Raw genomic sequence first — 23,452 nt, forward strand, 5'->3', positions numbered from 1 at the left:
GGAAAAACGGCGTGGGAACTACAGTGAGGCGGCAGGCGGGCCGCGCACGGGCGGCAGGATGAGGATGGCGGCGGGCGCCAGGGTAGCGGGCGCGAGGGCCAGCAAGCGGTACGGCAATAACTGGGCGGGCGGCTCGACGATGGCCGGCGGCACGGCGATATCGGCCACCTTGTCGATGACGGTGGCGCACAGCGCACACTCTTCCGCGTCGAGCGTCGTCTTGTGCAGGTGCGAGGCGGCCGTCGACAGCAGGAACACGAGGGCCAGCGCACTGAACAGCGCCACGCACAGTTGCCACGGCCTGCGCGCGAGGGCGGAGGCAGCGTGATGAGCAAGCTTGCGGGTGGGCTGGCGGGAAGACATGGGCGCATAGTAGCAAGAAAATCGCCCCGCTGTCAGCGCTTGTTGTGTGATTTGCGCTAGCGCGAGCTTACAGGGTGGCGCGCAGGTCGCGTGGCGACAGGCCGTAGTGCTGGCGGAAACGGGCCGCGAAGCGCGATGGCGAGGCGTAGCCGCAGGCGGCGGCGATGTCGCCGATGGGTGCAATGCCAGATTGCAATTCCTGCAAGGCCAGTCCCAGGCGCACGTCTTCCAGGATGGCGCGGAAATGGCGCTGTTCCAGGGCCAGCTGGCGGCGCAGGGTGGACGCGCCCAGGTGCAGATGGCTGGCAACCTTGGCCACGCTCCAGTCGGCTGCCGGGTCCAGCAGCAGCACTTGCTGCACGCGTGCGGCCAGCGGATCGCGGCGGTCCAGCAAGAGCGGGCCGCAATGGCCGCCCAGTGCCAGGGCCAGCAGCAAGCCTTCGGCCTGGTGCGCCAGCAGCGCGGGCGGTGTGTTGCTCGCCAGGCTGGCCGTCAGCTGGTCCCAGGCCAGCGCCGCATGCACGTCGAGCGGCACGCACAGGCTGGCCGTGGTGGCCTGGCGCAGCTGGGTATCGACGAGGACGCCATGGCGCGCGCGGAAACGGGCGATCAGGGCCGGCGAAAAACTCAGCACTTCCGCCCGGTAGCCTTGCGCGCCGGGCAGGTTGGCCACGCCCAGTTCCTGTCCCGCCGGCATCAGCACCACGTCGCCCTTGCCGGCGCGGGTCTGGCGGGCACCCCATTCCAGCAGTTTCGTTCCCTGCCGCACGCGGCACAGGGCGCTCTGGAAGACGGGCACGCGGCGCAGGGTTTGCGCGCGGCGCGCCTCGATGGTGCCGTGCGCGATGCGCAGCTCGCTCAGGGCCACCGCTTCCATGTCATCGGCCATACAGTCCTGTCAGCTGTGCCTTGCCCAGCGCATTGGCGTTGAGCATGTAGCCGAGCATGGCGCCGCTGGCGTGCTGGTCCAGCGGCAACTTGTCTGTTTTCAGGGCCCACACCGTGATCTGGTAGCGGTGGGCCTTGTCGCCCGGTGGCGGGCAGGCGCCGCCGTAGGCGCTGTCGCCGTAATCGTTGCGCCCTTGTACGGCGCCGGCCGGCAGGGTGGACGTGGTCGTTCCCGCTGGCAAGGACGTGGTGCTGGCGGGTACATTGAACACGCTCCAGTGCCACCAGCCGCTGCCCGTGGGTGCGTCCGGGTCGTACAGGGTGACGGCGTAGCTTTTGGTGCCGGCTGGCGCGCCGTGCCACGACAATTGCGGCGCCAGGTTGCCGCCCGTGCAGCCGAAGCCCTGGAATACTTGCGCGCTCGCCAGGCTCTGGCCAGGGGCGATGTCGGTGCTGGTCACCGTGAAATCGGCGGCGTGCGCGCCCAGTTGAAGAGCGAGGCCCAGCGTGGCGGCGAGGAAGCGGGAAGCGGTCATAATTTTCCTTTCGATAAGTATAGGGGAAAGTGTATGCCGTGCAAGCTGTACCCGCGATGCCGATGCGCTCGCTGATGGTGCCGAAACGCTCGTTTTTATCTGAATCCGCTGTTGCCATGAGCGTGTTGTCTGGTTTTCCCCTTTCTTGACGCGCATGATTTTCACTGCGGGGCTTTCATGCTATCGTTTCGCAGCCCAAAATTTCCCCAAAGTTTCCATGTCCCAACGCTCGATCAAGTGCTTGCTCAGCAAACTGCACCTGTATGTGGGGCTGTGGTTCGGCGCCCTGTTCGTCCTGCTGGGCTTGACGGGTTCCGCCATCGCCTGGATGCCGGAACTCGATGCGTATCTGAATCCGAATTTGTTGCAGGCGAGCACGCCCACGCCCGGCCAGGTGTTCCAGGTGACGCCGCGCACGCTGCAGGCGGTGGTGGACAGACTCGCGGCCGACCCCGCCTACGGCAAGCCGAGCCAGCTCAATCCGCCCGCCGATGCGCGCGACGTGTATGTGGCCTCGTACCGCCAGGCTGGCAAACCTTCTGCCTTCAGCCAGGCGACCGTGCGCCAGGTGATGGTCGACCCCTACACCCTGCAAGTCAAAGGCGAGCGCGACTGGGGACGTTTCGGCCTTTCTCGCCCGCTGCTGATGTCGGGCATGTTTCATTTGCACCGCTATGTATTGTCGGGCGACGTGGGCAAGACCATTACGGGTATCTCTGGCGTGCTGTTGCTGCTGATGGCGCTCACCGGCATCTACCTGTGGTGGCCGCGCCTGCAGTGGACGGCGCTCAAGCGCGCCCTGACGGTGTCGCATGGCGGTTCCTGGCCCCGTTTTCATTACACGTTTCACAAGGCGGCCGGCTTCTTTGCCGCGCCCGTGCTGGCCGTGCTCGCCTTTTCCGGCATCTATTTCAATTTGCCGCAATTGGTCGTGCCCCTGGTAGACCTGGTATCGACGGTGCCGGACACGGCAAAATTGAAAAATGTGGCGCAGGATGGCGTCCTGCTCGATGCGGGCCAGGCCATGGCCGCCGCGCAGCTGCTGTATCCGCAGGCGCGCGTGTCGCGTATCGTGCTGCCGGCCAAGAAGGACCAGCCATATGACGTGCGCGTGCGCCAGCCTGGCGAGATCGCCCACGGCGACGGTGCCACGCGCATCACCCTGGACGCGCGCAGCGGCTTGCCCCTGCGCATACGCGATCCCTTGCGGGCGCCGGCCGGAGACGTCTTCCTGGGCTGGCAATTCCCCCTGCATTCGGGCCAGGCGTTTGGCGTGACCGGGCGCGCCTTCATTACCGTCTTTGGCCTGATGCCGCTGCTGTTCCTGCTGACGGGCAGTTTGGTGTGGTGGAAACGGCGGCGCGGCCGGAAATAAGCGGCCGTCAAACCGATGCGGGGAAAGTTGCTATCATCATAGTATTTTCCGGCGTAGCCACTGTCCGGATTCACCCCGCACAAGGACCCGCATGAGCCATCCCGACATCACCGTAGCAATGTTAAATGAACGCGGCACAGGCCGCTTGCCCGGCCACCTGGGCATCGTCATCACGGCCGTGGGCGACGGCCAGCTGACGGCGGAATTGCCCGTGCTGCCACATCTGCTGGCGCCGAACGGCTATCTGCACGCGGGCAGCGTGGTGACCCTGGCCGACACGGCGTCCGGCTATGGCTGCATCGTCAACCTGCCCGAGGGCGCCAGCAATTTTACGACCATCGAACTGAAATCGAACCACCTGGGCACGGCCCGCGAAGGCACGCTCACCTGTACGGCGAAAGTCGAGCACAAGGGCCGCAACACGCAAGTGTGGGATGCCGTGGTGAAAAACAAGGAAACGGGCAAGACGATTGCCCTGTTCCGCTGCACGCAGATGATTCTGTATCCCAAGTAACCCAAGGGCAAAATCCGGGGTCGTACCCTGCAGGGTACGACCCCAGCCCTTGCTTGGGTTCGCTAGATTTTCACCCAGTTACCTTTATACAAAACCGGTCCCGTCGGTCCATTCGGATTCGGCGAACCGCCTTTCGGCTCCAGGGTGACGGCCAGCAGGGCCACGTCGCTGCCGATGGCGCGCTGCGACAGGGCCAGTGTCACGTTGCCCTTGTCGGCCAGTAAACCCAGGGAACGCGGGTTGCCGCTCTTGGGCACGGCCCACAGTTCCAGGTCGCGGTCAGCAGGCACGGGCGCGTTGCCCACCATGCGCACCTCGAGCGCGCCGTGGCGGCTGTCGGCCGTCAGCAGCAGGGCCGTTTGCGCTTTCTCGTCCGTCAGGCTGGCCACATGGCTGATTTGCGGCGCGTCCATCACGCGCGTGGCCACGACGATCACCAGCAAGGCGGCGATGGCGCTCGAGGCCATGCCCAGACCACGCCAGAACGACAGCGCATCGCGCCATAGCGACCAGCCGCCCTGCGGCTTCAGGTGCAAGCGTTGCTCGATCTGCTGCCAGACGCGCTTGGGCGGCGCCACGGGCGTGGCGAATTCCGCCATCGGTTCCAAACGCTGGCGCCATGCGGCCGTGATATTGCGCAGGTCGGCGTCGTTGTGCAACCAGCCTTCGAAACGCCGCCGCGCGCCCCCTTTCAGGGTGCCCAGCACGTATTCGGACGCCAGTTGCTGGCGCAAATTTTCCTTGCCGCGGATATTCATGATGCCTCCCGTTTCGCCAGGCACGTGCGCAGCCGTTCCAGGCTGCGGCGTATCCAGGTCTTCACGGTGCCGATTGGCAGCGACATCTGCTGCGCCACTTCACTGTGCGACAGGTCGTGATAGAACGCCAGGGCGACTACCTGCCGGTGCAGCCCTTCCAGGGCCGACATGCAAAACGCCAGCGCCTTGGCGTCACCGCTCATTTGCAGCGATTCGATCGGCGTGGCCTGGGGGTCTCGCAGTGCATTCATGACTTCGCTATCAAACTGTTCGGCATCGATTTCCACGCTATCGTCGCTGCGCCGCAGCACATCGAACGCCTTGTTGCGCACGATGGTGACCATCCAGGTCATCGGCGCGGCCAGATGGCTCTGGTAGGTGGCGGCGTTGTTCCAGATGGCGACGAAACCCTCTTGCAAGGCTTCTTCAGCGAGCTCTTGCTTATGCAATATACGCAGGGTGTAGCCAAACAGTTTCGATGCGGTGGAGTGATATAGCTGGCGGAACGCCGTGGCGTCCTTCTTGCCGGCGGCAAGCAGCCAGGCTTTCAGTTGCTGCGGGTCGGGCTGATGGGCGGCGAGGGACACGGCTGGCCTTCACAAGGTGAATGGGATCACGCAAGGGAAGGTTATAACAGCTTGGCAACACCTGGCAACAGGGTTTTGTGCGGTGCTGAGGACTGGATCAGCCGGCGATGGCCGTTTCCAGGAGTTTATGCAGTTCCGCGAACTCCGGCTTGCCCACGTAGCGCTTGAGGATTTTGCCCTGCTTGTCGAGCACGAAGGTGGTGGGCGTGAGGGCCACGTCGCCATAGGCCTTGGCCGCCTCGCCCGTCACGTCGAGCGCCACCTTGAACGGCAGTTGGCGCGTTTCGGCGAAATTGAGCACATAGTTGGCCGGATCGTATTTCATGGCCACGGCCACGAATTCCAGGCCCTGTCCCTTGTACTTGTTGTAGGTGTCGATCATCTCCGGCATTTCCGCCACGCAGGTGGTGCACGAGGTGGCCCAGAAATTGACCATCACCACCTTGCCACGCAGGCTCGCCGAGGTGATTTTCTCGCCATGGATGCCGTGGAAGGTCACATCCGGCGCGCTTTGCTTGTCATTCAGCGACAGATAGCCGGCTGCCGCCACGCCCGCCACGAAGACGGCGATCAGGGCTGGCTTGATCCAGGACTTGCTTGCGGAGGGCGAAGTTGACATGGCGAAGTTTCACTAATGTAGAGCAACGATGCGGCCATTATAGTCGCATCATCACTCGGGCGCCGTAGGCCGGATGGGGGAGGACCTTATTGCTGGACCGTATCGCTGACCGTGTTCGTCGTGCGCTGCTGTGGCGGATCGGGCTGCAATTGTTTCAATTCCGCCTCCGAAATGTAGTCGAACAGCTTGACCACTTTCTGCACGCCGCCTACACCGCGCGCCACGTCGGTCGCGACCGTGCCTTCGCGCTGGGTAACGCGGCCCATCAGGAAGACGGTGCCGTTTTCCGTGACGACTTTGAACGAGGCGGCCGAGATGGTTTTCATGTCGACCAGGCTGGCCTTGACCTTGGCCGTGATCAGCGCGTCGTTCGAGCGCGAGGTGTAGCTGGCCGGGCCGGCGATGATCAGTTCATTGGCCACCGATTCCACGCCCTCGATATTGCGCACTTCGCGTTCGACGGCATTTTTCATCGCCTCGTCGCGCACTTCGCCCGTCAGCAGGACGCGGCGGTTGAAGCTGGTGACATTCACGTGGCCGGCATCGCCGACGATGGAGGGGATGCGCGACTCGCCTTTCAGGGCGATCGACTTGTCTTCGGTCTGCGCGCCCAGGGTGCGGCGATCCGCCGCGGCAACGCCGCCCATCACTGCGCCGCCGACCATCAGTTCGATGCAGCCGGTTAGCGAGGTGAGCATGGCGCCGCACAGCAATGCGGTAGCCAATGGGCGTTGTACGCGTTTCCAGCCTGGGCCAGTACCGAATTTAGTCATTCACGTCTCCTCCGAATAGCGCGACGTCGATGCCGTCGCAGATGCAATGTATGGTGGTCAGATGGACTTCCTGGATGCGCGCCGTGCGCTCGGCCGGCACGCAGATATGCACGTCGGCGTCCGTCAGTATCTTGCCGATGGCGCCGCCGTCCTTGCCCGTCAGCGCCACGACGCGCATTTCGCGCTCGAGCGCCGCTTCCACGGCGGCCAGCACGTTGGCCGAATTGCCCGACGTGGAGATGGCCAGCAGGATGTCGCCGGCCTGGCCGAATGCCTGCACCTGCTTCGAGAAAATCTCGCGGTAGCTGTAGTCATTCGCCACGGCCGTCAGGATCGAGGTATCCGTCGTCAGCGCCAGGGCTGGCAGCGGAAAGCGCTCGCGTTCGAAGCGTCCCACCAGCTCGGCCGCGAAGTGCTGGCAGTCGGCGGCGGAACCGCCGTTGCCGCAGGCGAGGATCTTGTTACCGTTGGACAATGCATAAAACATCAGGTCGATCGCCTGCGCAATGGGTTGCGCCAGCACGGGGGCGGCCTGGATCTTGAGTTCGGCACTTTCGTGGAAGTGCGAGAGGATGCGTTGATTATTCATAGTCTGCCGATTATAGTGCAGGCGCGCGGCATGGCGGACAAGCACTGTTAAAAATGCTTACATATCGAGGATGTTCCGCAGCCAGCTGATGTGCCCGCCATCGATGGCCAGCGCGTCGAAGCGGCACGGCGGCAAAGTCTTTTGCCCCTGCAGCCAGGTTTGCGCGGCCACCACCATGCGCCGCTGCTTGGCCGGCGTGATGCTGGCCAGGGCGCCGCCGTAGGCTGCACTGCTGCGTAGCCGCACTTCGACGAAAACGATGCAGGCGCCATCGCGCATGATCAGGTCCAGCTCGCCGCCCTTGCACAGATAATTGCGTTGCAGCAGCACCAGGCCTTGCAGCAGCAGATACGCGAGCGCATCGTCTTCTCCCTGCCGTCCCCGTTCCCGTTTGTTCCAGAAAGCGAAGGGTGGCATGGCGCATGTCCTTACTGTACCGGTGGCGTGGCCGGCGCGGCTGGCGGCCAGGTGCCCAGCACGCCCTGCTGGTAGCTGGCGGCTTGTTCCGTGCGTTCGAACACGCTTTGATCATCGTCAAAGCGCACGGCCAGACGGCCCGTCACGCCATCGAGCGTGAACGGCGCGCTCGGGCGCAACGCCACTTCGCGCGCCACGCGGAAGGCATCGATGCCCAGCGCATACAGGCGTTCCATGTCCGCCGTCAGGCGGCGTTCGGCAGGCTGCGGCGGCTGTGGATACACCATCACTTGCGGATGGTCGCGCTGCACTTGCCATGGCAAGTCCAGCAGCCGCGCGCCGTCGAGCTCGGGGCCGCTGGCGCCGCGCCCGGCGCCGGGATTCAGGGATGAGGTGCCATACAGGGGCAGATCGCTGCCGATGGCCACGCGCAGCTGGCGCGCCTGGTCGGCGTCAAGCGCGACAAACAGCAGGCCCGGCGGCGTCGCGGCCAGGCGTGCGCGCAGCTGCACCAGTTCCGCATCGCTCAGGTAGCCGTTCGTGGCCGTCAAGTCCATCACATCGACCTTGCCGCCCTGGCGCAGCCATTCCTGCTTGAAGGCGGCGCTGATGCGGCGCTGCGAGGGCGAACCGGCCGACAGGATCAGCGCGCTGGCGCCCGGCTGTTCGCTGGCGGCCCAGGCGGCGACCTGGCGCGCTTCCGCCTCGATCGACAGGCCCATCACCAGCAGCTTGGCCGGCAGACGCGCCTCGCCGCGGTTGTCCGGGTGGTTCAGGGCGATCGTCGGTTTACGCACCAGGTCGCTGTTCGCCACGGCCGTGACGGCCGAGCGCGACAAAGGCCCCACGACGACGTCCTGTTCCTCTTGCGCTTGCGCAAACTTGTTCAGGACGTCGCTGCTGCCGTCGCCCGTGTCGATCACCGTCACTTCGAAGCCGCTGCGGTCGCGCTCATACGCGGCCATGAAGCCGGCGCGCAGCAGTTCGGCGGCCGGGCCCAGGGTGTCCGAGCGCAGCGGCAGCAGCAGGCCGATGTGGTGGACCTTGCCGTCGGACGGCGCCGGCGCCGTGGCCGCCGGCATGTCCTGCGGCGTGCCGGTCGCCGGCTTGTTCTGGATGGGCGCCAGCGGCGCGCCGTTGCCGTCGTACGCGGTAATATCGGGCACGGCCACGGCAAACGTCACCGGTTCGGGCGCGGGCGGCTTGGGCGGCACGGGCGGCGGCAGCGGCTTCGGTGGCGGCAGCGCCCTTGTGTTAGATTCAATAGGCGCGCACAATTGCCCGGGCGCGTCGCAAGGCGTGCTGCAAGCGCTCAGCATGCCGGTCGCGGCACAAACAAGCAGTAACTTCACACTATTAGCAAGCATTTAACCTCCAAAATGACCGTACAAGAAATCAGTTCCATCGCCAGCCTGCCCATCATGACAGAGGCGGCGCACCAGGTCTATCCTATCGCAACATTGTATATAGTGGCCACGCCGATCGGCAATGTGACCGACATCAGCCTGCGCGCGCTGCATTTGCTGAGCATTGCCGACGCCGTCGCCTGTGAAGATACGCGCAACACGGCGCACCTGCTGACGCGCTTCGGCTTGAACAAGCCATTAATTGCGGCGCATCAACATAACGAGCGCGAAGTGGCGCAGACGCTGATCGCCCGCCTGCACGCTGGCGAGCGCATCGCCCTCGTCTCCGACGCGGGCACGCCGGCCGTGTCCGACCCGGGCGCGCGCATCGTCGACGCCGTGCGCGCGGCCGGCTTGCGCGTGCTGCCCCTGCCCGGTCCGTCGGCGGCGATCACGGCCATTTCCGCCAGCGGCTTGTTGAATGACCAGTTTTACTTCGTCGGCTTCCTGCCGGCGAAGGCCAAGCAGCGCGAAAACATGCTGCACAGCCTGCGCGGCGTGACGGCGACGATGGTGTTCTATGAGGCGCCGCACCGCATCCTCGATTGCGCCACGGCCCTGGTGGAAGCGTTCGAGCCCACGCGCCAGGTGGTGTTCGCGCGCGAACTGACGAAAATGTTCGAGGAAATCCACCGCTGTCCCCTGTCCGAGGCGGAGGCGTGGATCCGTGCCGACGCGCACCGCGAAAAGGGAGAATTCGTCGTCCTGCTCGAAGGCGCGACGGAGGCGCAGGACGCGGAAGACGTGGAAGCGGAACGCATCCTCAACATCCTGCTGGCCGAATGCAGCGTCAAGCAGGCGGCGAACCTGACGGCACAAATCACGGGCCGCAAGAAGAATGCGCTGTATGAGCGGGCGTTGCAGTTGAAGGGGCAGGAATAAAGGGATGGTGAGATACCCAATCCGGGTATGTTGTTAGACTCACCACTTGCAGCCGCTATCCTTCTTGTCCAGCAACATCAGCACGGGTGCCAGCAAGCCCGCGCCCGCATAGGCGGTGCGGCAATCGCCGCGCTTGCCTTGCGCGATATCGCGCGCCAGCTGGGTTTCCGTTTGCAGCGGCTTGTCGGGGATTTGCCCCACGGCCGTGCCCACCCTGGACGGGTCGCGCTCGCCCGCCATCTTGCGCGCCGTCTTCCTGGCCGCTTCCATGTCGAATTTCGGTGTTTCTTGCGCCAAGGTATCGGAACTGGCCGCCGGCGTGGCTGGTGAGGCCGGCACGACAGTGATGGCTTGCGGGCTGGATGCTGGTGCCGTGGCGGCCGCCGGCGTTTCCCGGGGTGTGGCGAGTTTTGGCTTGCTGATGGGCTTGGGTTCGCGTTTAGGCTTGACGACTTCGACTGGCGGCGGGGGCGGCTTGGCGGCCAGCGGACGTATCCACACGGCGATCGATTCCACGCGCGGGGCCGTGTCTATCCGTGCGGCCGGCTGCACATGGCGCCACAGAGAGATCAAGGCGCCATGCAGCAGCAAGGACACGGCGATGCCCAGCACGATGCCGCGGCGGTTCGGCAAGGGCCGCCCGCCGTCGCTTCTTTCTATCCTGAACTCCATTGCCGTCGTCGCCTTCATGTCTGATCGGGAAAACTCGCGTAGTGAGTGTCGCATATTTCATGCATGTTGAAAAATACAGGCGTTCCTGTGCCGCGCGTAAATAATTTACACAGAGTTTCATCTGACCCTTGACCGAAGTCGATACGGCCTGTATTATCTTGGTCTTCGGAGTGTGGCGCAGCCCGGTAGCGCACCTGGTTTGGGACCAGGGGGTCCAAGGTTCGAATCCTTGTACTCCGACCAAATTTGTAGAAAAAAACCCAAGAGTTTAGGCTCTTGGGTTTTTTTTCGTCTGTAGCACCTGCAGCAAAAAGGGGCCATCGGCCCCTTTTGTTTATGCGGTGCGTTTCGCCGCGATGGCGTTGCCGGCGCGGCTAGATCCCTTGCGCCCCAGCTGCTGCGAGATGAACTGGCCCGCGTCCACCACCAGGTCCAGGTCGATGCCGGTGGCGATGCCCAATCCCTGCATCATGTACAGCACGTCCTCGGTGGCCACGTTGCCGGTGGCGCCCTTGGCGTAGGGGCAACCGCCCAGGCCGGAAACGGACGAGTGATAGATCGCGATACCCGTTTCCAGGCTGGCGTAGATGTTCGCCAGCGCCTGGCCGTAGGTGTCGTGGAAGTGGCCGGACAGGCCGCCCACGTGGAAGGCCGCAATGGCGCGCTGCATCACCGCCTGCGTTTTGCGCGGCGTGGCCACGCCGATGGTGTCGGCGATGTCGATCTCGTCGCAACCGAGGTCGCGCATGCGGCCCACCACGTCGGCCACGGCGTCCAGCGGCACGTCGCCCTGGTAGGGGCAGCCGAAGGCGCAGCTGATGCTGCCGCGCAGGCGCAGGCCGTGTTCCTTGGCCGCCTTGGCCACGCCTTCGAAGCGGGCGATCGATTCGGCGATCGAGCAGTTGATGTTCTTTTGCGAGAAGGCCTCGGAGGCGGAGCCGAAGATCACCACTTCATCGGCCTTCGCCGCCAGCGCCGCCTCGAAACCCTGCATGTTCGGCGTCAGCGCGGAATAAATCGTGCCGGCGCGTCGCGCGATCTTTTCCATCACTTCCGCGCTGGTGGCCATCTGCGGCACCCATTTCGGCGAGACGAAGGACGCCGCCTCGATATTGGCGAAGCCGGCCAGGGTCAGGCGGTCGACCAGTTCGATCTTGACGGCGGCGCTGATGGTGTCCTTTTCGTTTTGCAGGCCGTCGCGCGGACCCACTTCGACGATCTTGACCTGCTTGGGCAAATTCGGTTGATTGCTCATCTCAATATCCTTGCAAACGGTTGACGATGCCGGCGACAGAGTCTCCGGCGTGCAGGCGGCGCATCTTGGCGGCGATTTGCGCCACGCTTTCGCGGCGCAGGGTGGCGGCCGAAATATGCGGCGTGATGGTAATACGCGGTTCTTGCCAGAACGGGTGCTGCTGCGGCAGCGGCTCGTTGCGGAACACGTCGAGTGTCGCCCCGGCGATATGCCCTGAACGGATCAGGGGCAGCAAATCCGGTTCGGCGAGATGCGCGCCGCGCGCCACGTTGATGACGTAGGCGCCGGGCAGCAGCATCGACAGGCGCGTGCGGTCGAGCAGGTTGTGCGTCTCCGGCGTGAGCGGCAGCATGCATATCAGCACGCGCGTGCCGCGCAAGAATTCTTCGAGCCCCTCCTCGCCCGCAAAGCACGCGACGCCATCAAGGTGCTTGTGGCTGCGGCTCCAGCCGCGCAGGGGGAATTCGAACTGCGCCAGCGCTTGCAGCACGCGCGTGCCCAGCACCCCCATGCCCAGCACGCCGACGGGGAAATCGGCCTTGTCGAAGGCGGGCAACGGCTGCCAGATGCCCGCGCGGCCCTGCGCCTCGTAATCGTCGAAGCGGCGGAAGTGGCGCAGCACGGCGTGGCTCACATACTCGGCCATCTGCACGCCCATGCCCGCGTCGTCGAGGCGCACCAGCGGCACGTGGGCGGGCAGCACGTCGCCGAATTTCAAGAGCGCGTCAACGCCGGCGCCCGTGTTGAAGATGGCTTTCACGCAGCCCAGTTCCGGCAGCATGGCCGTTGGCGGCTGCCACACGACGGCGTAGTCGCATGGCGCGAACGTGTCGCCTTCGCGCCAGAAGACAATTTCCGCTTCGGGCAGCAAGTCCTTGAAATCGGCGATCCACGCCGCTTCCTTGCCGTCCGAACGTTGTAAAAGGATGCGCATCGTGGCAACCTCTATGCGGCGGCCTTGAAGGCCAGCAGCGGCGCGCCATCGGCCACCTGGTCGCCGACCGCATACAGCACGTCTTCCACCAGGCCGTCGTGCGGCGCGGCGATCGTGTGCTCCATCTTCATCGCTTCCATGATGACCAAAGGCTCGCCCTTTTTGACATCCTGGCCCTTGTTCACCAGCACGGCGACGACCTTGCCGGGCATGGGTGCCGTCAGGCGCCCGCCTTCCGCTTCCACTTCGCCCGCATGCGCCATCGGGTCGCTGTAATGCAAGGTGTGGTGTAAGCCGTTGCTGAATATGTGGAACTGTTCGCCATCGCGCAGCACCGTGCCGTGCACGGCACGTTCGCCCAGCTTGATGTGCAGCTCGTTGCCTGTGCGCGCCGTCAAGGTGAGGGGCTGGCCGTTGAACAGCCAGCCATCCGTCAGGTAGGCGATACGCGCGGCATAGGCCTTGCTGTCGCTGGCCAGCGCGAATTCATCGGCAAACGCCAGGCTGCGGCCCAGGGTGCTGTTCAAGCGCCAGCCCAGAGCATTGCCCCACGGGTCGGCGCGGTTGGCCGATTGCGTTTCGGCGGCCGCTTTTTCTTCCAGCAGCAGGCTGACTGCCGCCAGCGCCAGGGCCGTGTCGGGCGCCGCCTGCAGGGCGGGGAACAGCGTGTCGTGATTGCGCTCGATCAAACCCGTGTCGAGGTCCGCGCTGGCAAACGCATGGCCTTCGACCAGGCGTTTCAAAAAGGCGATATTGCTGGCCAGGCCCACGATCTGGTATTCGGCCAGCGCCTGCGCCATGCGCGCCAGCGCTTCGCGGCGGTCCGCGCCCCAGACGATCAGCTTGGCGATCATCGGGTCGTAGAACGGTGAAATGGCGTCGCCCTCGCGCACGCCCGAATCGATGCGCACGGCGGCCGGAACCAGCGTGCCACCCAGTTCGAACGTCACGGCCGATGGCGACTGCATGTGGCGCAGGGTGCCGATCGATGGCAAAAAGCCCTTCTCCGGATTTTCCGCGTAGATGCGCGCCTCGATGGCGTGACCGTGGATCGTCAGTTCGCTCTGTTTTTTCGGCAGCGGCTCGCCAAAGGCGACGCGCAGCTGCCACTCCACCAGGTCGGTGCCGGTGATCATTTCCGTCACCGGATGCTCGACCTGCAGACGCGTGTTCATCTCCATGAAGTAGAACGAGCCATCCTGGTTGGCGATGAATTCCACCGTGCCCGCGCCCACATAGCCGACGGCCTTGGCGGCGGCGACGGCCGCCTCGCCCATGGCGGCGCGGCGCTCCGCCGGCATGCCCGGCGCCGGCGCTTCTTCCAGCACTTTTTGATGACGGCGCTGCACCGAGCAATCGCGCTCGAACAGGTAGATGCAGTTGCCGAGCGTATCGGCAAACACCTGGATTTCGATATGCCGCGGACGCGACAGGTATTTTTCGGCCAGCACCTTGTCGTCGCCGAAAGAGCTGATCGCTTCGCGCTTGCACGAGGCCAGCGCAGCCTTGAAGTCTGCGGAGTGCTCGATGACGCGCATGCCCTTGCCGCCGCCGCCAGCGGACGCCTTCAGCAGGACGGGGTAGCCGATCTTGTCGGCTTGTCCGTGCAGGAAGTCGGTATCCTGTTCTTCTCCGTGGTAGCCGGGCACCAGCGGCACGTTGGCTTTCTCCATCAGCGACTTGGCGGCCGACTTGGAGCCCATGGCGCGCATGGCGGACGCCGGCGGGCCGATGAAGACCAGGCCTGCAGCCTGGCAGGCGTCGGCGAAGTCGGCGTTTTCGGACAGGAAGCCATAGCCGGGGTGAATCGCCTGCGCCCCTGTCGCCAGCGCCACGGCGATGATCTTGTCGCCGCACAGATAGCTTTCCTTGGCCGGCGCGGGGCCGATCAAGACGGCTTCGTCGCACACGGCGACGTGCTTGGCGTTGGCGTCCGCCTCCGAATACACGGCGACGGTCTGGATGCCCATGCGGCGCGCGGTAGCGGCGACACGGCAAGCGATTTCGCCGCGGTTGGCGATCAGGATTTTAGTGAACATGGTCTCTCTCTTTGCAGCTCGTGGCTGGAAGTTTTTTATCTGAGGTGTCGCTGTGAAGGGATGCGCCCTGGCGGGGCGCATCCCGGGGGCTGGATCAGCAGCCGCACTTCTCTTTCTGCACCGAGTCCAGCATGGCGCCGCGCGTTTGCAGGCCCAGTTTGCCGAGCAAGACGCGGTCGTCTTCCGCTTCCGGATTGTCGGTGGTGAGCAGCTTGTCGCCGTAGAAGATGGAATTGGCGCCAGCCAGGAAGCACATGGCTTGCACGGCTTCGCCCATCTGGCGGCGGCCTGCCGACAAACGCACGCGCGCCTTCGGCATGGTGATGCGGGCAACGGCGATCGTGCGCACGAATTCGAACGGGTCGAGCGCTTCCAGGCCGAACAAAGGCGTGCCTTCCACCTGCACCAGGTGGTTGACGGGCACCGATTCCGGGTACGGATTCAAATTGGCCAGCTGGGCGATCAGGCCGGCGCGCTGCAGACGCGTCTCGCCCATGCCGACGATGCCGCCACAGCACACTTTCAAGCCGGCTTCGCGCACGCGGCCCAAAGTATCGAGGCGGTCCTGGTATTCGCGCGTGGAGATGACGTTGTCGTAGAACTCGGGCGCCGTGTCCAGGTTGTGGTTGTAGAAGTCCAGGCCCGCGTTTTTCAGGCGGTCCGCTTGTCCCTCTTCCAGCATGCCCAAAGTAGCGCAGGTTTCCAGGCCCAGCGCCTTCACCTTGGTCACCATCTCTTCGACTTTTTCCATGTCGCGCTCTTTCGGGCTGCGCCAGGCGGCGCCCATGCAGAAGCGCGTGGCGCCGTTGGCTTTCGCCTGGCGGGCCGCGTCGAGCACCGTGTCGATGTCGAGGATTTTTTTCGCTTCCACGCCCGTGTCGTAGCGCGCCGCTTGCGGGCAGTAGCCGCAGTCTTCTTCGCAGCCGCCCGTCTTGATCGACAACAGGGTCGCCAGTTCCACGTCGCCATCGGGGAAGTTGATGCGGTGCGTTTGCTGGGCCTTGAACATCAGGTCATTGAATGGCAGGTCGAACAGCGCCAGTACATCGGCGACGGGCCAGGTGGCCGCTTCCGGCACGGTGATGCGCGCCGCAGGGCGGTGCAGTTCGACGGTTTTTGCTGCTTCTTGGACGTGAGACATGTGATTCCTTCGTTTCTATTTTTTGGATACGTTTAAGTGTTGGGATGCTGCGCCGGCCAGTTGGGCAAGCCGGTGAAATCGAGATACGCCGCCGCCGCTTGCGCGCTCGGCTGCGCCAGGCGCGGCACCTTGCCCAGCAGCGGTGCCGGGATGCGCTCGATCAGCGCATCGATATTTTCGTCGAGGAAGCGCATTTCCCCTTCCAGGGTGTTGGCCACCCAGCCGATCACCGTCAGGCCGCGCGCTTCGATGGCTTCCACCGTCAGCAAGGCCTGGCTGATGCAACCCAGACGCATGCCGACCACCAGGATCACCGGTAAATCGAGCTGCTGCGCCAGGTCGGCCGAATCAAATCCGGGCGACAGCGGCACGCGGAAACCGCCCACGCCTTCGACCACCACGGCATCCGAGGCGGCGGCGATTTCCAGGTAGGCGGCCAGGATCGGCACCGACTCGATGCTCACGCCCTCGAGGGCGGCGGCGATGTGCGGCGCGGCCGCTTCCTTCAGCATGTAGGGCGTAGTCAGGTTGCGCAGCATGGTGACGTTGCCAGCGGCGATCAGGCTGTCGGCGTCTTCATTATGGAGTTCGCCGTCGCGCATCTCGGCGCCGGCGGCGACAGGCTTCATGCCGCAGGCACGCACGCCACGCGCGACCAGCGCATGCAGCAGGGCCGACGAGGTCAAGGTCTTGCCGATTTCCGTGTCCGTGCCGGTGACGAAACAGGCAAAGCGCGAGGGCAGGCCGGCAATGGCTGGAGCCGGCTGCACGGCCGGCGCCAGGTCCGCCAGCACTTCGGCCACGATGGGGTCATCAAGGCTCATGGCGTGTCCTTTCCAGGGTGTTGACTGCGTTGATCAATTGCGCCACTTCCTGCGCTGTGTGGCCGGCCGACAGGGTCACGCGCAGGCGCGCCGACCCCGCTGGCACGGTGGGCGGGCGGATGGCGCCGACCCACAGTCCTTGCTGGTACAGTTGGGCGGCGACGGCCAGCATGTCCGCGTTGTCGCCGATGATGACGGGCTGGATGGCGGACAGCGATGGCAAGGCTTGCCAGCGTTGCAGCTGCAAGCCCTCGTTCCATTGCGCCACCAGCGCCGCCAGGTGCATCCGACGTTGTTTTCCTTCGTCCCCGGCGATGATGTCCAGGCTGGCCAAGAGCGCATGCGCCAGCGCGGGCGCGGCCGCCGTGGTGAAGATGTAGGGGCGCGCCTTCTGGATCAGCGTTTCGATCACGGCTTCATGCGCGCAAACAAAGGCGCCACCCACGCCGGCCGATTTACCCAGAGTACCCACGTAGACGAGGTGCGGCGAATGCAGGTCGAAGTGTTCCAGTGCGCCACGGCCATTTTCGCCCAGCGCGCCGAAGCCGTGCGCATCGTCGACCACCAGCCAGGCGCCGTATTGCTCGCACAGGGCCAGCAACGCGGGCAGCGGCGCCAGGTCGCCATCCATGCTGAAGATGCTGTCGGTGACGACAATTTTCGTTTTCGATGTGCTGGCCGCCAGCAGGGCCGCCAGCGCGTCCAGGTCCGCATGCGGATACACGCGCGTCTTGACGCGGGCCAGGCGCGTGCCGTCGATCAGCGAGGCGTGGTTCAGCGCTTCCGAGAAAATCTCCGCTTCCGGGTCGCCCGCCGACAAGGCGGTCAGCACAGCTAAATTAGCCATGTAGCCGGTACAGAAATACAGGGCGCGCGCCTGTTCCAGGTTGGCGCCGACGAAAGCGGCCAGGCGCTCTTCCAGCTGCGCGTGGGCGCGGCTGTGGCCGCTGATCAGGTGCGAAGCGCCGCTGCCGGCGCCATACAGGTCGGCGCCCTCTTTCAGCGCGGCCACGATGCGCGGATGCGATGCCAGGCCCAGGTAGTCATTGCTGCAAAAGGCCAGCATGTCGCGTCCGTCCACCGTCAGGCGCGGCGCGCACGGCGTGTCGACGGTGCGGCGGCGGCGGATCAGGCTACGCTCTTCCAGCCCTTGCAGCTGCTGTTGCAATTGCGCGATCAGTTCCATCTCAGGCTCCGATCACTGTGTTGAAGACGGCCAGCGTTTGCTGGCCCAGGCCGGCGATTTCCTCGTCGTCGAGGATATACGGCGGCATCAGGTAGACGGTCGAACCGATGGGGCGCATCAACAGTTCGTGTTCCAGTGCCGTGCTGAAGAAGCGGCGCGAGAAATCGGGCGCCGCATCCACCGCGTCGAAGGCCCAGATCATGCCCTGCTGGCGGAAGTGTGTGACTTTGTCATGCTGCGCCAGCGGCGCCAGGGCGCGCGTGATTTTGGCGGCGCGTTCGCGGTTGGCCACCAGCACATCGTCTTCCTCGAAGATAGCCAGGGTCGCCAGCGCGGCGCGGCAGGCCAGCGGGTTGCCCGTGTACGAGTGCGAATGCAAAAAGCCGCGGCGCACGTCGGTGCTGTAGAAGGCTTGATAAATATCTTCGCGCGTCATCACGAGGGACAGGGGCAAATAGCCGCCGCTGATGCCCTTCGACAGGCAGACGAAGTCGGGCCAGATGCCTGCCTGTTCGCACGCAAAGAAAGTGCCCGTGCGGCCGCAGCCGACGGCGATTTCGTCGAGGATCAAATGGACTTGATAACGGTCGCACAGGGCGCGCACCAGCGACAGGTACAAGGGGTCGTGCATGGCCATGCCGGTGGCGCATTGGACCAATGGTTCGATGATGATGGCGGCAATCTTGTCCGCTTTTTCCTGGAACAGCTGTTCCACCTCAAAGGCGGCGCGGCGCGCCACGTCCTGCGCCGTTTCGTTTTCAGCTGCCTGGCGGAAGTCGGGCGACATCACCGTCTGCGTGGCGCGCAGCAGGGGGCCGTAGGCATCCTTGAACAGGGCGACGTCGGTCACGGCCAGCGCGCCGATGGTTTCGCCGTGGTAGCTGCCCTTCAGGCAGACGAATTCCTGCTTTTCACTTTTGCCGTTGTTGCGCCAGGCGTGAAAGCTCATTTTCAGGGCGATTTCCACGGCCGAGGCGCCGTCGGACGCGTAAAAGCTGTGGCCAAGCACGCCGCCGGTCAATGCCGACAGCTTTTCCGACAGTTCGACCACCGGTGCATGCGTGAAACCGGCCAGCATGGCGTGTTCCAGGCGGTCCAGCTGGTCCTTGAGTTCCGCATTGATGCGCGGATTGGCATGGCCGAACAGGTTCACCCACCAGGAGCTGATGGCGTCCAGGTAGCGTCGGCCTTCGTGGTCATACAGCCAGGCGCCGCGGCCATGGCTGACGGGGATGAGCGGAACCGTCTCGTGATGCTGCATCTGTGTGCAAGGGTGCCACACGCTGCGCAGACTGCGTTCAACCCAGCCCGATTGTTTTTCTGCTTTCAAAACTGCTCCAATGATATTGCTAGCCCATGAGCCAACTCGGCTTGCGCTTGTCGAGGAACGATTGCACGCCTTCGCGGCCCTGCTCCGAGGCGCGGATCTGCGCGATGCGCTCGGCAGTGTCCGCCAGCAGTGCGTCATCGACCGGCTGGCCAACGATTTCGCGCACCAGCGTTTTCGCTTGCGCCACGGCGTGCGGGCTGTTGCCCGTCAGCGCTTTGAGTACGTCAAAGGTTTTCGCGTCCAGCGCGCTTGCCTCGACTACCTCGTGGGCAAAGCCGATGCGCAGCGCTTCCTGGGCGGAGAATCGCTCCGCGGTCAGGAAATAGCGGCGTGCCGCGTTTTCGCCCATGGCCTTGATGACATACGGTGAAATAGTGGCCGGGATCAGTCCCAGCCGCACTTCGCTCAGGCAGAAATGCACGTCTTCCGCAACCAGAATGATATCGCATGCGGCGACGAGGCCCATGCCGCCCGCATAACAGTCGCCCTGGATCTTCGCCACCACGGGCTTGGGACACAGGTAAATCGTGCGCAGCATCTGCGCCAGCTGCAGCGCGTCGGCCTGGTTTTCGGCATGCGTGTAGCCTGCCATCTTCTTCATCCAGTTCAGATCCGCACCGGCGCAAAAGGCGGCGCCGTTCGCGGCCAGCACGATGGCACGCACCATGTCGCTGCGTCCCAGGCCTTCGAAGGCGCGCGCCAGTTCGGCGATTGTCGTCTCGTTGAAGGCATTGCGCACATCGGGGCGGTTCAGGGTCACGGTGGCGACATTGCCCTCGATGACCAGCTTTAAGGTTTCAAATTCCATTATCTTCTCCCTGAGTGCCACTTACATGCGGAATACGCCGAACTTCGTGTCCGGGATTTCCGCGTTCAAGGCGGCCGACAGGCCCAGGCCCAGCACCATGCGCGTGTCGGCCGGGTCGATCACGCCATCGTCCCACAGGCGCGCGGTGGCATAGTACGGGTGGCCCTGGTGTTCGTATTGGTCCTTGATCGGCTGCTTGAAGGCCGCTTCCTCGTCCGCGCTCCACTGCCCGCCCTTGCCTTCGATGCCGTCGCGCTTGACGGTCGCCAGCACGGACGCCGCCTGGTCGCCGCCCATGACGGAAATGCGCGCATTCGGCCACATCCACATGAAACGGGGAGAAAACGCGCGGCCGCACATGCCGTAATTGCCGGCGCCGAAGCTGCCGCCGATGATCACCGTGAATTTCGGCACGGCCGCCGTGGCCACGGCCGTCACCATCTTGGCGCCATTGCGGGCGATGCCTTCGTTTTCGTACTTGCGGCCCACCATGAAGCCCGTGATATTTTGCAGGAAGACGAGCGGGATCTTGCGCTGGCAGCACAATTCGATGAAATGCGTGCCTTTCAGCGCCGATTCGGAGAACAAGATGCCGTTATTGGCGATGATGCCCACTTTGACGCCGTAGATATGCGCGAAGCCGCAGATCAGGGTGGTGCCGTAGCGTGCCTTGAATTCGTCGAAATCGCTGCCGTCGACGATGCGCGCGATCACCTCCCTCACATCGAAGGGCTTGCGCGTATCGACGGGGATGACGCCATACAGTTCCTGCGTCGGGTATTTCGGTTCGACGGATTCACGCAGGGCCATCTGCTGCGGTTTTTTACGGTTCAGGTTCGAAACGATGGTGCGCGCCAGCGACAGCGCGTGCAAATCGTTCTGCGCCAGATGATCGACCACGCCGGACAAGCGCGTATGCACGTCGCCGCCACCGAGGTCTTCGGCCGTCACCACTTCGCCCGTCGCCGCTTTGACCAGCGGCGGGCCGCCGAGGAAAATCGTGCCCTGCTCCTTGACGATGATCGATTCGTCGCTCATGGCCGGCACGTAGGCGCCGCCCGCCGTGCAAGAGCCCATCACCACGGCGATTTGCGGGATGCCCTTGGCCGACAAATTCGCCTGGTTGTAGAAGATGCGGCCGAAATGGTCGCGGTCTGGAAAGACGTCGTCCTGATTCGGCAGGTTGGCGCCGCCCGAGTCGACCAGGTAGATGCAGGGCAGGTTGTTCTGGTCGGCGATTTCCTGGGCGCGCAAATGCTTTTTCACCGTCATCGGGTAATACGTACCGCCCTTGACGGTGGCGTCGTTGCACACGATGACGCATTCCTGGCCCGAGACCCTGCCGATGCCGGTGATGATGCCGGCGGAAGGCGCCGCATCGACGCCCTTGGCGTCCTGGTACATGGCGTAGGCCGCCATCTGGGAAAACTCGAGGAAGGGCGTGCCGGGATCGAGCAGCATCTGCACGCGGTCGCGTGGCAGCAGTTTTCCGCGCGCCAGGTGCTTGGCGGCCGCCGCCTCGCCGCCGCCGGCCGCGATCTTTTCCACTTTGTCGCGCAGATCGTCGACGATGGCTTGCATGGCCGCGGCATTGGCCTTGAAATCTTCACTGCGCGGATTGAGTTTGCTTTCGATGTGCGGCATTGCGGTTCCTTTTTATGATCGCCCGGTCTCTCGGGTCGCGCTATTCGGGAAAACTGCCGTCGAGATAAAACCAGCGCATGCCGCCGTCACCAGCCTCGCGCACGAAGCGGCTCACTTCATGCAGGCGGTGCGCGCGGCCGTTGACCTTGTAGCGGGCCACGAATTCGACGCTGTCGCGATGTATCTCTTCGGCTTGATCTGCTGATACTGCTTTACGTTGACGTAAACGTAAAGCAGATTTTACCTCAAGTCCCAGCCAGTGGACTTTTTCTTCTTCGGCAAATAAGGCGTCGGTGGGACGGGTGCTGGCGTGCCAGGTGGCGCGCAGGTAGGGCTCGTCGCGCAAGGTGAACGCCGTGTAGCGCGAACGCATCAAGGCTTCGGCCGTGGGCGGCAAGGCGTCGCCCGCGATATACGGGCCGCAGCAGCTGGCGTAGGAGTCGCCGCCACAGGGGCAGGCGGAAGATGTCGAAGGTGTGGGCATGCGGTAGCGATATGGAACAGAAAAGAGGGAACAGGAAAGTTCCGCAATTATCCGCCATATCGGCAGCGGCGCGTGCGCGCCGCCCTGCCTGGCTATTTTGGGGGGCTGAGGAAGTCCAGCGCGAACGGCGGCGCCTTGCTGGCCATCAGATCGGCGAGGATGCGCGCCGTGCCGGCGGCAAAGGTGAAGCCCAGCGGGCCATGGCCCACATTGAGCCACAGGTTCGCAACTTTGCTGGCGCCCACCAGCGGCGCGCTGTTCGGCGTGGCGGGGCGCAGGCCGGCCCAGGCCGTGGCCTGGTCGTAATCGGCGCCGTGCGGCATGGCTTCGCGCGCCAGCCGCGTCAGGCCCGCGATGCGGTTCCAATCGATGCTGTTGTCGGCGCCCACCATGTCGACCATGGCGGCCACGCGCAGGTCGCTGTCGATGCGCGCATACAGCACCTTGCGCTCGAAATCCGTGATGCTGATCTCGGGCGCCCGGTCCTGCGCACGGATGGGCGCCGTCAGGCTGTAGCCTTTCAACGGGTACAGGGGCAGGTAGATGCCCGCCGTGGCGGCCAGGTCGCGGCTCTGGATGCCGGCCGCCAGCACATAGTGATCTGCCTGCAACAGGCCCAGGCTGGTGTCGACGCCCGTGATCCTGCCCTTGTGCGTGACGAGGCGGCGCGCCTCGCCTTTTAACAGGAGAGAACAATTCGGGTGCTGCAGCAGGCGCGCTTCCAGGGCCAGGCAAAAGGCGTGGCAATCTGCCACCGCCTCGCCCTCGGTAAAGATGCCGCCCGCCAGGGAACCTTGCAAGGCGGCCAGCGCCGGTTCGCGCTGCACGGCTTCTGCGGGAGACAAGACGATGCGCGCTTCTTCCGACTCGGGCCGGGCCACGGCCCGCTGGAAGATGGCGGGCGAGCGGTAGACGATGAGTTTGCCCGCATCGCGCCAGGCATACGCTTCGGGCGGCACGGTCAACTCCAGCTGCGCCATGCCGGCGCGGCTTAATTCGCCCAGTTGCAGCAGCTTGGCCGTCGTGCGGGCATTGCTGGCGCTGTTGCAATTACGCAAGAAACTGGCCATCCAGCGCCACTGGCGCCAGTCGGCCTCGGGCCGGAAGCGCAGCGGGCCATCTTTCTGCAGCAGCCATTGCAGGGCTTTGAAAGGCACACCCGCGTCCGCCAGCGGTGCCACATAGCGATAGCTGAGCTGGCCGCCATTGCGGTAGCTGGCGGCGATCGCCACCTGTTCATTGCGTTCCAGTACAGTGACCTTGTAGCCGGCCTCGGCCAGCCACCAGGCCGATGTCAGACCGACGACGCCGCCGCCGATGATGATGACGTGTTGTTGCATGTTGCCTCGCTGCGTTGCGCTCCCATGGTGCGGAAGCATTCGGGAAGAGCTTAGAGGCTGGCCGTCAACGCAGCCAATGAAACATCAT

Annotated in this window: 25 protein-coding genes and 1 tRNA gene; 4 read left to right on the top strand and 22 right to left on the bottom strand. The window is 64.5% G+C overall.

The window, feature by feature from the left end; translation table 11 throughout:
* Positions 1–18: 18 nt before the first annotated feature.
* The 3 genes from O0882_RS27175 to O0882_RS27185 all read right to left on the bottom strand — a co-directional run bounded on the left by O0882_RS27175 (position 19) and on the right by O0882_RS27185 (position 1,787).
* On the bottom strand, positions 19–363 hold the full coding sequence (locus tag O0882_RS27175) for a hypothetical protein (RefSeq protein ID WP_289953054.1): 345 nt from the start codon (positions 361–363) through the stop codon (positions 19–21).
* A gap of 67 nt (positions 364–430) precedes the next feature.
* Positions 431–1,252, bottom strand: coding sequence for a helix-turn-helix transcriptional regulator (locus O0882_RS27180; RefSeq protein ID WP_289953056.1), 822 nt, complete (start codon positions 1,250–1,252; stop codon positions 431–433).
* Complete coding sequence (locus O0882_RS27185) at positions 1,242–1,787, bottom strand: YbhB/YbcL family Raf kinase inhibitor-like protein (RefSeq protein ID WP_289953057.1); 546 nt, start codon at positions 1,785–1,787, stop codon at positions 1,242–1,244. The genes O0882_RS27180 and O0882_RS27185 overlap by 11 nt, the downstream gene beginning before the upstream one ends.
* A gap of 217 nt (positions 1,788–2,004) precedes the next feature.
* Here O0882_RS27185 and O0882_RS27190 point away from each other — a divergent pair, with 217 nt between their 5' ends.
* Both O0882_RS27190 and O0882_RS27195 read left to right on the top strand, forming a co-directional pair.
* Positions 2,005–3,162, top strand: coding sequence for a PepSY-associated TM helix domain-containing protein (locus O0882_RS27190; protein WP_289953059.1), 1,158 nt, complete (start codon positions 2,005–2,007; stop codon positions 3,160–3,162).
* Positions 3,163–3,253: 91 nt separating this feature from the next.
* On the top strand, positions 3,254–3,676 hold the full coding sequence (locus O0882_RS27195) for a PaaI family thioesterase (RefSeq protein WP_289953061.1): 423 nt from the start codon (positions 3,254–3,256) through the stop codon (positions 3,674–3,676).
* 62 nt (positions 3,677–3,738) lie between these two features.
* On the opposite strand, the gene O0882_RS27200 is transcribed toward O0882_RS27195, so the two are convergent.
* From O0882_RS27200 to O0882_RS27230, 7 genes are all read right to left on the bottom strand, one after another.
* Positions 3,739–4,434 carry an anti-sigma factor gene (locus tag O0882_RS27200; protein WP_289953064.1) on the bottom strand — a complete coding sequence of 232 codons (696 nt, stop codon included), beginning with the start codon at positions 4,432–4,434 and terminating at the stop codon, positions 3,739–3,741.
* Complete coding sequence (locus O0882_RS27205; RefSeq protein ID WP_289953066.1) at positions 4,431–5,021, bottom strand: sigma-70 family RNA polymerase sigma factor; 591 nt, start codon at positions 5,019–5,021, stop codon at positions 4,431–4,433. Before O0882_RS27205 ends, O0882_RS27200 begins: the two co-directional genes overlap by 4 nt.
* Positions 5,022–5,118: 97 nt before the next feature.
* Positions 5,119–5,640 (bottom strand): TlpA disulfide reductase family protein, encoded by a 522-nt coding sequence (locus tag O0882_RS27210; RefSeq protein WP_289953069.1) that lies wholly within the window; start codon positions 5,638–5,640, stop codon positions 5,119–5,121.
* Between the two features lie 86 nt (positions 5,641–5,726).
* Positions 5,727–6,413 (bottom strand): BON domain-containing protein, encoded by a 687-nt coding sequence (locus tag O0882_RS27215; protein ID WP_289953072.1) that lies wholly within the window; start codon positions 6,411–6,413, stop codon positions 5,727–5,729.
* Positions 6,406–7,002: a phosphoheptose isomerase gene (locus O0882_RS27220; RefSeq protein WP_289953073.1), complete on the bottom strand. Its 597-nt coding sequence runs from the start codon at positions 7,000–7,002 to the stop codon at positions 6,406–6,408. The genes O0882_RS27215 and O0882_RS27220 overlap by 8 nt, the downstream gene beginning before the upstream one ends.
* A 57-nt stretch (positions 7,003–7,059) precedes the next feature.
* Positions 7,060–7,419 carry a YraN family protein gene (locus O0882_RS27225; protein WP_289953075.1) on the bottom strand — a complete coding sequence of 120 codons (360 nt, stop codon included), beginning with the start codon at positions 7,417–7,419 and terminating at the stop codon, positions 7,060–7,062.
* Positions 7,420–7,430: 11 nt separating this feature from the next.
* The gene (locus O0882_RS27230; RefSeq protein WP_289953077.1) at positions 7,431–8,633 is read right to left on the bottom strand and encodes a penicillin-binding protein activator; all 1,203 of its coding nucleotides are present in this window, start codon (positions 8,631–8,633) and stop codon (positions 7,431–7,433) included.
* Positions 8,634–8,798: 165 nt separating this feature from the next.
* Between O0882_RS27230 and rsmI the strand changes: the two genes are divergently transcribed.
* Positions 8,799–9,707 (top strand): 16S rRNA (cytidine(1402)-2'-O)-methyltransferase, encoded by a 909-nt coding sequence (gene rsmI / locus O0882_RS27235; RefSeq protein ID WP_289953080.1) that lies wholly within the window; start codon positions 8,799–8,801, stop codon positions 9,705–9,707.
* 39 nt (positions 9,708–9,746) lie between these two features.
* Here the strand turns inward: rsmI and O0882_RS27240 are convergent, their stop codons facing one another.
* Entirely contained in the window at positions 9,747–10,379 is a 633-nt protein-coding gene (locus O0882_RS27240) for a hypothetical protein (protein ID WP_289953082.1), read from the bottom strand.
* Between the two features lie 166 nt (positions 10,380–10,545).
* Between O0882_RS27240 and O0882_RS27245 the strand changes: the two genes are divergently transcribed.
* A tRNA-Pro gene (locus O0882_RS27245) sits at positions 10,546–10,622 on the top strand.
* 91 nt (positions 10,623–10,713) lie between these two features.
* Here the strand turns inward: O0882_RS27245 and O0882_RS27250 are convergent.
* The 11 genes from O0882_RS27250 to O0882_RS27300 all read right to left on the bottom strand — a co-directional run bounded on the left by O0882_RS27250 (position 10,714) and on the right by O0882_RS27300 (position 23,403).
* Complete coding sequence (locus tag O0882_RS27250; protein ID WP_289953084.1) at positions 10,714–11,634, bottom strand: hydroxymethylglutaryl-CoA lyase; 921 nt, start codon at positions 11,632–11,634, stop codon at positions 10,714–10,716.
* A 1-nt stretch (position 11,635) separates the two neighbouring features.
* Entirely contained in the window at positions 11,636–12,568 is a 933-nt protein-coding gene (locus O0882_RS27255; RefSeq protein WP_289953085.1) for a glyoxylate/hydroxypyruvate reductase A, read from the bottom strand.
* Between the two features lie 11 nt (positions 12,569–12,579).
* The gene (locus O0882_RS27260) at positions 12,580–14,607 is read right to left on the bottom strand and encodes an acetyl/propionyl/methylcrotonyl-CoA carboxylase subunit alpha (RefSeq protein WP_289953087.1); all 2,028 of its coding nucleotides are present in this window, start codon (positions 14,605–14,607) and stop codon (positions 12,580–12,582) included.
* A gap of 94 nt (positions 14,608–14,701) precedes the next feature.
* Positions 14,702–15,748 carry a biotin synthase BioB gene (gene bioB / locus O0882_RS27265; protein ID WP_141171161.1) on the bottom strand — a complete coding sequence of 349 codons (1,047 nt, stop codon included), beginning with the start codon at positions 15,746–15,748 and terminating at the stop codon, positions 14,702–14,704.
* Positions 15,749–15,780: 32 nt separating this feature from the next.
* Entirely contained in the window at positions 15,781–16,572 is a 792-nt protein-coding gene (gene bioD / locus O0882_RS27270) for a dethiobiotin synthase (protein ID WP_289953088.1), read from the bottom strand.
* A complete protein-coding gene (gene bioF / locus O0882_RS27275) occupies positions 16,562–17,758 on the bottom strand; it encodes an 8-amino-7-oxononanoate synthase (RefSeq protein WP_289953089.1) in 1,197 nt (398 codons plus the stop codon). Before bioF ends, bioD begins: the two co-directional genes overlap by 11 nt.
* A 1-nt stretch (position 17,759) precedes the next feature.
* Positions 17,760–19,088 carry an adenosylmethionine--8-amino-7-oxononanoate transaminase gene (bioA, locus tag O0882_RS27280; protein ID WP_289953090.1) on the bottom strand — a complete coding sequence of 443 codons (1,329 nt, stop codon included), beginning with the start codon at positions 19,086–19,088 and terminating at the stop codon, positions 17,760–17,762.
* A gap of 19 nt (positions 19,089–19,107) precedes the next feature.
* Positions 19,108–19,896, bottom strand: a complete 789-nt coding sequence (locus O0882_RS27285; protein ID WP_282409290.1) for an enoyl-CoA hydratase/isomerase family protein — start codon at positions 19,894–19,896, stop codon at positions 19,108–19,110.
* A 21-nt stretch (positions 19,897–19,917) separates the two neighbouring features.
* Positions 19,918–21,540, bottom strand: a complete 1,623-nt coding sequence (locus O0882_RS27290) for a carboxyl transferase domain-containing protein (RefSeq protein WP_289953091.1) — start codon at positions 21,538–21,540, stop codon at positions 19,918–19,920.
* Positions 21,541–21,580: 40 nt separating this feature from the next.
* The gene (locus tag O0882_RS27295; RefSeq protein WP_289953092.1) at positions 21,581–22,024 is read right to left on the bottom strand and encodes a YchJ family metal-binding protein; all 444 of its coding nucleotides are present in this window, start codon (positions 22,022–22,024) and stop codon (positions 21,581–21,583) included.
* A gap of 92 nt (positions 22,025–22,116) precedes the next feature.
* A complete protein-coding gene (locus tag O0882_RS27300; protein ID WP_289953093.1) occupies positions 22,117–23,403 on the bottom strand; it encodes a D-amino acid dehydrogenase in 1,287 nt (428 codons plus the stop codon).
* Positions 23,404–23,452 lie beyond the last annotated feature (49 nt).

Origin of the sequence: Janthinobacterium sp. SUN073 (assembly GCF_030397665.1) — a bacterium.
In the GTDB taxonomy this organism is placed as follows: domain Bacteria; phylum Pseudomonadota; class Gammaproteobacteria; order Burkholderiales; family Burkholderiaceae_D; genus Janthinobacterium.

Excerpts from the sequence above, each read along its gene's own strand:
- O0882_RS27180 (WP_289953056.1), bottom strand. The coding sequence starts at position 1,252 with ATGGCCGATGACATGGAAGCGGTGGCCCTGAGCGAGCTGCGCATCGCG.
- O0882_RS27225 (WP_289953075.1), bottom strand. The coding sequence starts at position 7,419 with ATGCCACCCTTCGCTTTCTGGAACAAACGGGAACGGGGACGGCAGGGA.
- O0882_RS27255 (WP_289953085.1), bottom strand. The coding sequence starts at position 12,568 with ATGCGCATCCTTTTACAACGTTCGGACGGCAAGGAAGCGGCGTGGATC.
- bioD (WP_289953088.1), bottom strand. The coding sequence starts at position 16,572 with ATGAGCCTTGATGACCCCATCGTGGCCGAAGTGCTGGCGGACCTGGCG.
- O0882_RS27250 (WP_289953084.1), bottom strand. The coding sequence starts at position 11,634 with ATGAGCAATCAACCGAATTTGCCCAAGCAGGTCAAGATCGTCGAAGTG.
- O0882_RS27215 (WP_289953072.1), bottom strand. The coding sequence starts at position 6,413 with ATGACTAAATTCGGTACTGGCCCAGGCTGGAAACGCGTACAACGCCCA.
- O0882_RS27290 (WP_289953091.1), bottom strand. The coding sequence starts at position 21,540 with ATGCCGCACATCGAAAGCAAACTCAATCCGCGCAGTGAAGATTTCAAG.
- bioB (WP_141171161.1), bottom strand. The coding sequence starts at position 15,748 with ATGTCTCACGTCCAAGAAGCAGCAAAAACCGTCGAACTGCACCGCCCT.
- O0882_RS27195 (WP_289953061.1), top strand. The coding sequence starts at position 3,254 with ATGAGCCATCCCGACATCACCGTAGCAATGTTAAATGAACGCGGCACA.
- bioF (WP_289953089.1), bottom strand. The coding sequence starts at position 17,758 with ATGGAACTGATCGCGCAATTGCAACAGCAGCTGCAAGGGCTGGAAGAG.
- O0882_RS27285 (WP_282409290.1), bottom strand. The coding sequence starts at position 19,896 with ATGGAATTTGAAACCTTAAAGCTGGTCATCGAGGGCAATGTCGCCACC.
- O0882_RS27240 (WP_289953082.1), bottom strand. The coding sequence starts at position 10,379 with ATGGAGTTCAGGATAGAAAGAAGCGACGGCGGGCGGCCCTTGCCGAAC.
- O0882_RS27220 (WP_289953073.1), bottom strand. The coding sequence starts at position 7,002 with ATGAATAATCAACGCATCCTCTCGCACTTCCACGAAAGTGCCGAACTC.
- O0882_RS27175 (WP_289953054.1), bottom strand. The coding sequence starts at position 363 with ATGTCTTCCCGCCAGCCCACCCGCAAGCTTGCTCATCACGCTGCCTCC.
- O0882_RS27295 (WP_289953092.1), bottom strand. The coding sequence starts at position 22,024 with ATGCCCACACCTTCGACATCTTCCGCCTGCCCCTGTGGCGGCGACTCC.
- O0882_RS27260 (WP_289953087.1), bottom strand. The coding sequence starts at position 14,607 with ATGTTCACTAAAATCCTGATCGCCAACCGCGGCGAAATCGCTTGCCGT.
- O0882_RS27190 (WP_289953059.1), top strand. The coding sequence starts at position 2,005 with ATGTCCCAACGCTCGATCAAGTGCTTGCTCAGCAAACTGCACCTGTAT.
- O0882_RS27185 (WP_289953057.1), bottom strand. The coding sequence starts at position 1,787 with ATGACCGCTTCCCGCTTCCTCGCCGCCACGCTGGGCCTCGCTCTTCAA.
- O0882_RS27200 (WP_289953064.1), bottom strand. The coding sequence starts at position 4,434 with ATGAATATCCGCGGCAAGGAAAATTTGCGCCAGCAACTGGCGTCCGAA.
- O0882_RS27300 (WP_289953093.1), bottom strand. The coding sequence starts at position 23,403 with ATGCTTCCGCACCATGGGAGCGCAACGCAGCGAGGCAACATGCAACAA.
- rsmI (WP_289953080.1), top strand. The coding sequence starts at position 8,799 with ATGACCGTACAAGAAATCAGTTCCATCGCCAGCCTGCCCATCATGACA.
- O0882_RS27210 (WP_289953069.1), bottom strand. The coding sequence starts at position 5,640 with ATGTCAACTTCGCCCTCCGCAAGCAAGTCCTGGATCAAGCCAGCCCTG.